The sequence below is a fragment of the Mesorhizobium sp. M4B.F.Ca.ET.089.01.1.1 genome, assembly GCF_004022605.1.
GTDB lineage: Bacteria > Pseudomonadota > Alphaproteobacteria > Rhizobiales > Rhizobiaceae > Mesorhizobium > Mesorhizobium abyssinicae.
In genome coordinates, this window is record NZ_RZOS01000210.1 from 1 (window position 1) to 9610 (window position 9610).

Sequence of the window (9610 nt, forward strand, 5' to 3'; positions counted from 1 at the left end):
CCTCCAGCGCCGTGGCATAGTCGTCGATGCGGGTTCTGAGCGCCGGGTCCGCGCCGGCCGCGAGAAGCAGGCGGATCGCCTCGGCATCGCGCATCGCCACCGCATAATGCAGCGGCGTCCAGTCGTTGACGCCGCGCATGTCGGGATCCGCGCCGCGCTCGATCAGCACGCGGATGATGTCGTGCTTGTCCGGCCGCTCGGTGGAGAGCGCCGCGATAATAGAGGGAAATCCGGCATGGTCGCCGTAGTTCGGATTCGAGCCCGCTTCGATCAAAGCCGAGATGAAGGCGAGCGGACTCCAGTAGATCGCATACTCCAGCGGATGGCCGAGGCCGAGCTCGAACGGCATGCGCTCGTCGAACCAGCGCGGCGCGCCGCCCAGGGCAATGCCGAGCCCGTCGAAATCGCCGGCCTTGAAGGCGTCGTCTATGGCCTTGAATAGCCTGGCGCGCTCGCAACGGTCTTCGGGAATTTCCAGCATGGCACCGATCCGCATGGTGGAATTGACGGCCCACAATGCCTTGATCGATTGCACGTGGAAAGTCGGGCCGGGATGTTCTGATGCGCGGGGCGACGCGACGGATCCTGAATGCCGAGCGTTCACCGCGGTTCAGAGCGCAGCAATGCAGCAAATTGACATCCCGCACCGCTTGGCCGTTTATTGTTGCAATTGAACACATATTAAGGAACGAGGTAACGGAGGTAGCTTACTTGCATGCCGCCCGAGTTTGCCGAGCTAATCGCGAAACCCCTCCTACTAATTGTAATTTTCCTTGCTGGCGTTCTTGCCGGCATGGCCTTAGAGCGCCGCCTGACAAGAATGCGAAGGCAAGCTTGGAGAGAAAAGAATCGCTGGCGCTGGGCGCGTAAGCGGGCGGAGGCCGCCGCCACCAACAGAATACTGCCAGCGAAGCCGAGTGTGGCTGCTCCGAAACAGATCGATGCTACCGATCAATTGCGGATTGTCATGGCGGCCAAATTCACTGCTCAGGCACTTCTCAACAAGAGTGAAGCGCGCGTCTTCAAGGAACTCGACCGGATGGTTATCGCCTGCAATCCTGAGTGGCAGGTCATGGCACAAGTATCGCTGGGAGAAATTCTGCGCAGTGAGAACGCGGACGCCTACAGCTGCATCAACTCAAAACGGGTCGATCTACTTCTCGTCGACGAGAACTGTCAGCCGCGGCATGCGCTCGAATACCAAGGCCACGCGCATCATCAGCGTTCGGCAGCGGCGCGCGATGCGGTCAAAAAGGAGGCGTTGCGACGAGCAGGCATCAGCTACCACGAGATTGTCGGTGGCCACACCACACCTTCCGAACTCAGGCGGCTGGTTGAGAAACTCGTGGATAGGCCCGCGGCGGCGCAATAGTTAAATCGCCTCGCAACGCCCGTGCATCACTCAACAAGTGGTGGAACTAAGGTGGATGCCATCTCCCCGCCTTTACTCGCTTTTGGACGTGCTGTCGAAAGGCGAATGGCGATGGCACTTCTTTCATCTTGTGTCGGTTCTGATTGCAAAATCGGCATGCTGCTACAAGGTTATCGAGGTTGTCCTTGCCGCCATTCATCCTTGGGTTCAGATGCTCTACGGTGCAGCGAAAGCGATCCAGCGATCCAACGGGGATATTGTAGCGCTCGGAAAATCCTGTTGGGTCGCGATCCCACATCGGAAATTCACAATAGAAGCATCGCCCGTCTTGGTTGCAGGCGAGCCTAGTCCTGATTCTTGCCAATTTCTTTGATTTGCACATCTTGCACATCCTTGCTTCATCAACATGAAGCGGATGTGCAGCAACCGTCAGCGGTTGCCCCTCTTTCGGAAGGGAAAGCCCTCGCACGAGACAGCACCCATAAGAGTGCCACTCCGCAGTATCAACGGTAGATGCCGATTCTAAATCAACATCCATTCAGTCGCCGATATCGGCTCCCAGACGAGCTGAGATCGCTCGCCTCCGCACTTACGAAGTCTCTAATACTTCATGGTTCGACGACTTGCAAGAAATGGCGGAGCCGGCCCGGGGACAGGGCCGGCTCCTAAAACCCGGTCGTTGGGGACGGGGAGGGTGGGGACTCGACCGGGTTTTCTCCCTAAGCACGTCGCATGAGGGCGACGCCCTTAACTTGTTCATGCATGCCGTCGCCCCAAATTCCCCCACGGGGCGGCATGCATTGGCGCCTTAGCGGACGCTGGCGACCGCGTCCTCGCGGCCGTCATTGATCGTCACCCAAACGCCCGAATTCTCTGTCGATTGGCGCTTGAGATAGGTGTAGGGGGTGTCGGTCCAGGCCATCACCTTGGGCTGCAGATTGTCGAGGATGAACTCGCCGAGACTGGTGCGCACGGTGAGCACCGCGTGGCCGTCGCCATTCGGCTGGCGCGCCACCGTCATCAGCAGGGCGCCAGCAGGCACGCCGATGTCCATCAGCTCGCGGCGCTTTTCCAGCGCATAGTCCTCGCAGTCGCCAAAACCGCTGTCGGGGTAGGACCAGACCTCTTCCTTGCCCCACATTTCCATGTCGGTGCGCGGCGTGATCCTGGTGTTGACCGAATTGTTGATGTTGACGATCGCTGCCCACAGCTTGCGCGTCAGTTCGATCGGCGCCTGCTTCGGCGTGCGTTCGGTGCATTCCTGCGGAAGCTTCTGGCAGAATTCATAATGGCCGACCGGCTGCGTGGTGCGGCCGCCGGTGTGCATGAAGGCCGGTCCCGCATATGCCGTTCCCCAAGCGGAAAGCTGCATCGCTATTGCCATGAGCAATAGCTTGCCCCTCGTCTTTTTCATTGCTTAGTCTCCCCGTTCGAGGAGACTATCCCACAGTCGGATTTATTTGACGCAAAAACCCGAAGTAGACATTGAGTAAAACCCCAATAGAATAAGCATAAAATTTGAATTAGCTTGGTCTAAAATTCTGGCGGGCTTGTTAAGGGCGGCATTGCGCCGAATGGTCGATGTTCGTTAACGGGCGCAGGCGGGTGCGGGGCGGGCGAAAAACAAAAAACCGGCCGCGAGGGGCCGGTTCGGTTGTTGGTCGCGCGCCGTTCGTCAGGCGCGCGGCGTGTTGAATTCGGAATCCAGTGTTTCCGGCCGCTGGATGACGGCGAATTCGACGGCGACGCCATCCTCGAAATGACGCACCACCTGGCCGCGCATCGTGCCCAGCATGATCTGCACGCCGATCGCCGGCTTGACGTCGATCTCGACCGCCGCGCCCGAGAGCGACAGGTCGATGATGCGGCACTGGTACTGGCGCCCGTCGGTGAGCTGAAGCACGCTCATCGGGTTGCGCGGCGCGACGCGTTCGTGGCGGCGGTCTTCCGGCAGGTCGAGCTCGTGCTTGTTGGCAAGCCAGGTCAGCTGCGCGGCGAGCTTGTCCTTCTTGCGGTCCGAGGCGATGACCGTCATCGCGAAGCCGTCCTGCGAGGTGCGGGTCACGATGCCCTCGACGCGGCCGATGTGGTCGATATAGGCGATGACCTTCTCGCCCGGCATGCCGACCCGCTCGGTGCGGAGCGCGACGTTGCCCGGCGACATGTCGATCACCTGGCACGGGTGCTCGGTGCGGTCCTCCAGCATGAAGCGCCCATAGATCTTGACCCGGACGCGCTGAAAGTTACGCCTTTCGGCGCGGGACGGCGCGTAGTCGACCGCCGTTGACCTCATGACTGCCTACACCCCGTTGGCATTCCGCGCGTAGATGCGAGGAATTTCACCCGCAAAACTACAGCAAAGCAGGTTAACAAAGGGGAAAAGCCGAGCCCTTTGCGCTCGATCTGGAGACGGATTTGGCTATTCGCCGCGCCCGCCCTCGAACACGACCAGATGACGGATGCGACGTGCGCGGCCGAGCGCTGAAAACGTTTCTGGCGGGTCGAATTCGGACGGAACAAGCGAGGGAACGTTGATCGCCGGCCGGTTCTTCAGGAACATCGGCTCCTTGTCCGGATCGACGACGCGGATCGAATCGATCAGCGCGTCGGTGATCGGATCGGCGCCGAGCCAGAATGGTCTTTCGGCGGCGCTGATGACGCCGAGGCAGCGCGGATTCTCGACGCCGCCGTCGAGCGGCAGCGCAAGCAGCTCGAACTTGTTGGAACGGCCGTTGCGGCTGAAGCCCTCATAGGTGATGAGCACCACGGACTTCTGCTCGAAGACGCCGTGGACCAGTCGCGAGACGAGCCGTTGGTCCTTCTCGCGCCACAGCGAGGGGAAGGAGAACCCCTTGAGCTCGCGGCCATAGCCGGCGCAAAGCCTCGTCCCGGCCAGCCGGAACACGGCTTCACCGCGCGTATCCCTTTCCAGGATGAATGTGTCGGCCAAAAGCGACTTGATGTCGGCGGGCTCCACTTCCGAACGCTTCGGGGCGGGGCGCCCATCACGCAGCTGGTTCCAATATTGGAACAGCGTGATCGATCCGTTCTGGTTCATTGTGTGCTCTTTCGCGCAATCTTTCTTTTCATGTCCCATCGGCGAACAGACAGGGCGCCCTCCGATGACTACATGCGTTGCGGAGCAGGATGCGTGCCAGCATCGTTAACACTTGTTCACGGGTCGGGGACGTTAAGGTTAACAAGTGGTTTACGTTGCCGCCGAACCCTGCCTGTGGCACACCAAAACCACTCCAGAAGCGCTCGTTTCGCGACGATCGGCAGCACTTCAGTTAAGAGTTTCAGGGGAGCAGGGGGCTCGACCGGCCGTTCAAGGGGGGACCTTGGACGGCTTCTTTTTGATTCGCGCATGCAGCGATTCGCGGCATGAGCGGGCGGGAAGCTCTCCAGCGGCCGCAACAGCCATGACGCCCTCGAGCGCAGGCTCGCCGCGCGATCCCCGGACAGCGTGATTGGTAACAGCAACATTTGCCAATCGCACGCTTGGAAAGAGAAAAATCTGCGTTCCGGGCGGCTCCGCCGCCGCTGTACCTTTCGCGAATTCGCACATCGAGGCGCGACGGCGGCGATCCCGCAGTCCGGAGACGTGCCTTGTCGGCGTATTCACGGGGAATTTCTCATGAAGACTTCCATTCTAGGACTATTCGCCGCCGGCCTGCTCGCTTGCGCCGTGCCAGTCGGTGCGGCGTCCGCTGCGGGGATCGCCGGTGCTCCGGCGCCCTTCGACAAGGGCGGCGTAAAGGTGGCGCTCGTCACCTTCATCTCGACCGGTGATTTCTTCCAGGCCTATCAGGCCGGCGCGACGAAACAGGCGAAAGCGCTCGACATCGACCTGCAGATCTTTTCCGGCCGGCAGGACGCGGCCGCGCAGCGCGATCAGATCGAGCAGGCGATCAATCTCGGCGTGCAGGCCATCATCATCGACCACGGCCAGCCCGAGGCGCTGAAGGACGTTGCGCAAAAGGCGCTCGATGCCGGCATCAAGGTCGTCGCCTTCGACGTCAATCTCGACAATCCCAAAATCCCGCAGGTCGAACAGTCCGATCACGAGCTTGCCAAGGCGGCGCTCGGCCAGGCGCTCAAGGACAACGGTACGTCGTTCCATGCAGGCTATGTCTATGTCGCCGGCTTCGCGCCGCTCGACCGCCGCAACGAGATCTGGGACGAGACCAAGAAGGCCAATCCCGGCATCGTCGAGAAGGCGCGCTGGGGAACGGTCAACGACACGACCGCGGTGTCGACCGCCGATCAGACCAAGGCGGCCTTCCAGGCCAATCCCGATATCAGCGTCGTCTTCGCTCCCTATGACGAGTTCGCGCGCGGCGTGAAACTCGCCACCGACGAACTCGGCATCTCCGGCAAGGTGAAGATCTACTCGGCCGACGTGTCTACAGCCGACATCACGGAGATCACCGCGGAAGGAAGCCCGTGGGTCGCCACCGCCGCCACCAATCCGGCTGTCGTCGGCGCGGTTTCGGTGCGGGCCGCGGCCAAGCTGGTCGCCGGCGAGGATCCGGGACACAGCATCGTCGTCAAGCCGGTGCTGCTGACGCAGGAGGAACTGCGCAAGAACGGCATCAAGACGGTCGAGGATCTCGATGCCAAGCTTCCCGCCTTCGGCCAGAGCGACGCGGCCGCCGCCAGCTGGATTCCAACCAACTGATCTTCCTTCTCCTCTCCCTCGCTTGCCGCGCGGGAGAGGAGAAATTGCCCGAAGGCTTGGGCAGCCCTTTGCGTCTAGCCGCCGCTGATTGCCGTCAGGACAAAAACCTCGGTGCCGGGCGCTAACCTGGTTTCCAGGGTTGCCCTCTCACCATCCAGGAAGACGTTCATGTGGCGGCGGATCGCGGGGCGGGAATCGCAGATTCGGTCGCGCATGCCGGGCCAGCGCGCGTCCAGCCCGTCAATCATTTCCTTCACGGTCGAGGCCGGCAGTTCGACCCGGCGCGGCGCGCCAGGAAACAGGTCGATGAGCACGCCCGGGAGCCGCGCGACGACCAGGGGCACATTGCGGGCGGTGGCGTTCGACATTTGCGTTACTCGCTCACCACCATCGCCTCGACGGACAGGATCGCGGGCAGATGCTGAGCGATCTCCGACCAGTTTTCGCCTTCATCGGCACTGGCGAAAAGCGAGCCGCCGCTGGTGCCGAAATAGACGCCGGCCGGCTCGAGGCTGTCGGTCGCCATAGCCTGCCGCAACACGCCCGCATAGCAGTTCTCCTGCGGCAGGCCCTTGCGCTCGTCCAACCAGGTGGCGCCCGCATCTTCGGTCTTCCAGACCGCCGCCTTCGCGTCCGGCACGTAGCGGCCGGCACTGTCGCCGTTGAGCGGCAGAAGGAACAGCGTGTCGGCGTCGCGCGGATGCGTGGCCGCGGGAAATCCGAACGTCGAAGGAAGGCCCTTCTCGATGCTCTGCCAGCTCTTGCCGCCGTCATCGGAGCGGTACATGCCGCAATGGTTCTGCTGGTAGAGCCGATCGGGCTTGCCGGGCGCCATCACCAGGCAGTGCACGCACTGGCCGAACTCTGGATAGTTTTGTCCTTCGGGCAGGAAGTCGGCGCGTGTGCCGCGGTTGCGTGGCTCCCACGTCTTGCCGCCGTCCCAGGTGTAGAACACGCCCGCTGACGAGATGCCCACCCAGATCTGCTCCTCGTCCCTGGGGTGCGTGACGATGGAATGGAGGATGAGGCCGGCGCCGCCCGGGTTCCAGTCCTTGCGGCTTGGGTGACGCTGCAGGCCCTCGATGTGGCTCCAGGTGACGCCGTCGTCATCGGAGCGAAACAGGCCGGCCGGCTGCACGCCGGCATAGAGGCTGCCGTTGCGCCTTGCGAAGCTCCACACCGCCTTGATCGGTTCCTCGCCGGCATCATAGGCCAAGCCCTCGCTGGAATGCTTCCAGGTCTCGCCAAGGTCGTCCGACTTCCAGACCGCCGGCCCGAACCACTCATTGCCGCCGGCGCCGTAGATCGCGCCGGTCTTAGGGTCGCCGACGACATGGTTCATCGGCCAGTGCTCGCAGAACGGACCACGCAGCTTCCAAGACCCGCGCTTGCCGTCGCTCTCGGCGATGAAGGCGCCTTTTTTCGTGCCGATCAGGACCAGGACTTTTTCCGGCATTTTTCTCCTCCCGTTCGCATAGCTACCATCAAGGACGGCGGAGCGCGGGCCTAGCCGACAGGATCAGAGAATTTTTTGCAGTCTAAACCCGTCGAGGCCAAGCTGAGAAGATATGCCGCCGCAATTACGGACGAAAACCGCAAACACACTTTTCCTGGAATTGCTCTCAGCGCTTCTTTCCGAGGCCGAAGGTCGCCGCCAGCGCGCCGACCAGCACGACGCCCTTGACGAAATCCTGCGTGTAGTAGGGCGCGTTCAGCATGGTGAGGCCGTTCAAGAGCACGCCGACGAAGATCGCGCCGACGACCGTGCCGATCACATGCGGGCGGCGCTTGTCGAGCACGGCATAGCCGATCAGTGAGGCCGCGACGGCGTCTAGCAGCAGCGAGTTGCCGGCCGAGACGTCGCCGCGGCCGACGCGCGAGGCAACGATCAGGCCGCCGAGCGATGCCAGCGTGCCCGAAATGACATAGGCGGAGAGGCGGTACGCCTTGGTCGGCGCGCCGGAGAGGTGCGCGGCCGTCTCGTTGCCGCCGATGGCATAGAAGACGCGCCCCCAGCGCGTGCGCTCCATCAGGAACCAGGCGACGAGGGCGACGAGCGCCATCGCCACGACGGACAGCGGAACGAGGTCGAGGAGCCGCGAGCGTCCGAGGATCAGGAAGGCAGGATCGAAGGTGCCGGGCACCGTCGAGCCGTCGGGAAGCACCATGCCGGCGGTGATCGAGCGGCCGCCGGTCGGGATCAGCTGCAGGCCGGTCAGCAGGAACATGGTCGCCAGCGTCGCGAGAAGATCCGGCACGCCGACGCGGACGATCAGCAGCCCGTTGGCGAGGCCGATCAGAGCGCCCATCAGCAGGACAAGCGCCATCGTTTCGGCGGCATCCATCTGCCACACGACCATGGCGTAGCTTGCCGCCATCACCGAGGAGGCGGCGACGCTGCCGACCGAGAGATCGAAGCCATCCGCCGCCATGGTGATCGACACGCCGACGCCGAGGATCGCGACCACCGAAACCGCCTGCAGGATCGAGAACAGATTGGCCGAGCGGATGAAGGCGGGCTGCACATACCAGAAGCCGATGACCATCAGGGCAAGCAGCGCGAAGAGCGCGTATCGGCGGATCTCGCGCAGAAGCGAGGGACGCGGGGCGGCTTGCGTTGTCGTCAATTCGGTCATCTCGGGTCTCCGGCGGTCTCCTCGCCCTCGACCCTGTCGATCCGGTCGCTGAGCGGGCCATGGCCGTCTTCGGCCGCATGAAGGGAATGGTTGCGCATGACGAGGATGCGGTCGGCGACTTCCAGCGCCTCCTCGGTGTCGCTGGTCGCGATCAGCGTGGCCGAGCCGCTCTGGCTGCCGCGGATGGCGGCGATCAGGTCGGCGCGAGCGCCGACATCGACGCCCTGGAACGGCTCGTCGAGCAGGAGCAGCCGACAAGGCGCCGCCTGCCAGCGGGCGAGCACGACCTTCTGCTGGTTGCCGCCGGAAAGCTCGTCGAGCGTGTCGTCCGGACCGCGCGCCTTGATGCCGAGCCGTGCGATCGCTTCGGCGGCGACCTTGCGCTCGCGCTTGGTCCTGAGCAGGCCGCCCGGAAACCAGCGTTTCAGATGCGGCAGGGCGATGGTGCCGGCGATGGAGGCGCCGGGAACTTCCGGAGGCAGCAGCGAGGATTGCCAGCGATCCTCAGCGACCATGAACACGCCGTTCTCGATCGACTGTCCTGGCCCGCTCGAAAGCCAGGGTTTCCCATCAAGCCCGAAAGTGCCTTCGGCAAGGGTTGCAAGGCCGAAAAGGGCGCGCAGCAGCCGGCTCTTGCCGGAGCCAAGCGTGCCGGTGATGGCGACGACCTCGCCTGAGCGGAGTTCGAGGTCGAAAGGTGCGGCGCCCGCGACCAGCCTGGCGCCCTTGACCGACAGGACCACGGGTGCGGTCGACGCCTCGCCACGATGGGTGGCGGCCTCCAGCGGCCGGCCGATCATGGCGGCAACCGCCGCCGGGAAGTCGATCGGCCTGGCAAAAGCGCCGACGATGCGGCCACCGCGCATGACGACGGCGCGATCGGCGATCGCCGCGAGGTCGCCGAGCCGGTGTGAAATGTAG

At 63.2% G+C, this 9610-nt stretch carries 10 protein-coding genes; 2 read left to right on the plus strand and 8 right to left on the minus strand.

All coding sequences use genetic code 11. The features are described 5' to 3' along the window. Positions 1-535: ankyrin repeat domain-containing protein (locus tag EN780_RS19540; RefSeq protein WP_245500025.1), on the minus strand; the 535-nt coding region annotated here is incomplete at its 3' end. Between the two features lie 180 nt (positions 536-715). Between EN780_RS19540 and EN780_RS19545 the strand changes: the two genes are divergently transcribed. Next, positions 716-1372, plus strand: a complete 657-nt coding sequence (locus tag EN780_RS19545; protein WP_128275041.1) for a DUF2726 domain-containing protein — start codon at positions 716-718, stop codon at positions 1370-1372. 808 nt (positions 1373-2180) lie between these two features. On the opposite strand, the gene EN780_RS19555 is transcribed toward EN780_RS19545, so the two are convergent. The 3 genes from EN780_RS19555 to EN780_RS19565 all read right to left on the minus strand — a co-directional run bounded on the left by EN780_RS19555 (position 2181) and on the right by EN780_RS19565 (position 4430). Next, positions 2181-2786, minus strand: a complete 606-nt coding sequence (locus tag EN780_RS19555; RefSeq protein WP_128275043.1) for a transglutaminase-like cysteine peptidase — start codon at positions 2784-2786, stop codon at positions 2181-2183. Positions 2787-3047: 261 nt separating this feature from the next. Then, positions 3048-3665 carry a PilZ domain-containing protein gene (locus tag EN780_RS19560; RefSeq protein ID WP_127286334.1) on the minus strand — a complete coding sequence of 206 codons (618 nt, stop codon included), beginning with the start codon at positions 3663-3665 and terminating at the stop codon, positions 3048-3050. Positions 3666-3791: 126 nt separating this feature from the next. Continuing rightward, entirely contained in the window at positions 3792-4430 is a 639-nt protein-coding gene (locus tag EN780_RS19565) for a PAS domain-containing protein (protein WP_127286333.1), read from the minus strand. Positions 4431-5009: 579 nt separating this feature from the next. Between EN780_RS19565 and EN780_RS19570 the strand changes: the two genes are divergently transcribed. Then, positions 5010-6053: a substrate-binding domain-containing protein gene (locus EN780_RS19570; protein WP_128275044.1), complete on the plus strand. Its 1044-nt coding sequence runs from the start codon at positions 5010-5012 to the stop codon at positions 6051-6053. A gap of 74 nt (positions 6054-6127) precedes the next feature. Here the strand turns inward: EN780_RS19570 and EN780_RS19575 are convergent, their stop codons facing one another. The 4 genes from EN780_RS19575 to EN780_RS19590 form a co-directional block, all read right to left on the minus strand. Beyond that, positions 6128-6421, minus strand: a complete 294-nt coding sequence (locus tag EN780_RS19575) for a MoaD/ThiS family protein (protein WP_127286331.1) — start codon at positions 6419-6421, stop codon at positions 6128-6130. Between the two features lie 5 nt (positions 6422-6426). Next, on the minus strand, positions 6427-7509 hold the full coding sequence (locus tag EN780_RS19580; protein ID WP_128275045.1) for an exo-alpha-sialidase: 1083 nt from the start codon (positions 7507-7509) through the stop codon (positions 6427-6429). Between the two features lie 166 nt (positions 7510-7675). After that, positions 7676-8689, minus strand: coding sequence for an ABC transporter permease (locus EN780_RS19585; protein WP_127394001.1), 1014 nt, complete (start codon positions 8687-8689; stop codon positions 7676-7678). Next, positions 8686-9610: ATP-binding cassette domain-containing protein (locus EN780_RS19590; RefSeq protein ID WP_133372648.1), on the minus strand; the 925-nt coding region annotated here is incomplete at its 5' end. The genes EN780_RS19590 and EN780_RS19585, both read right to left, overlap by 4 nt.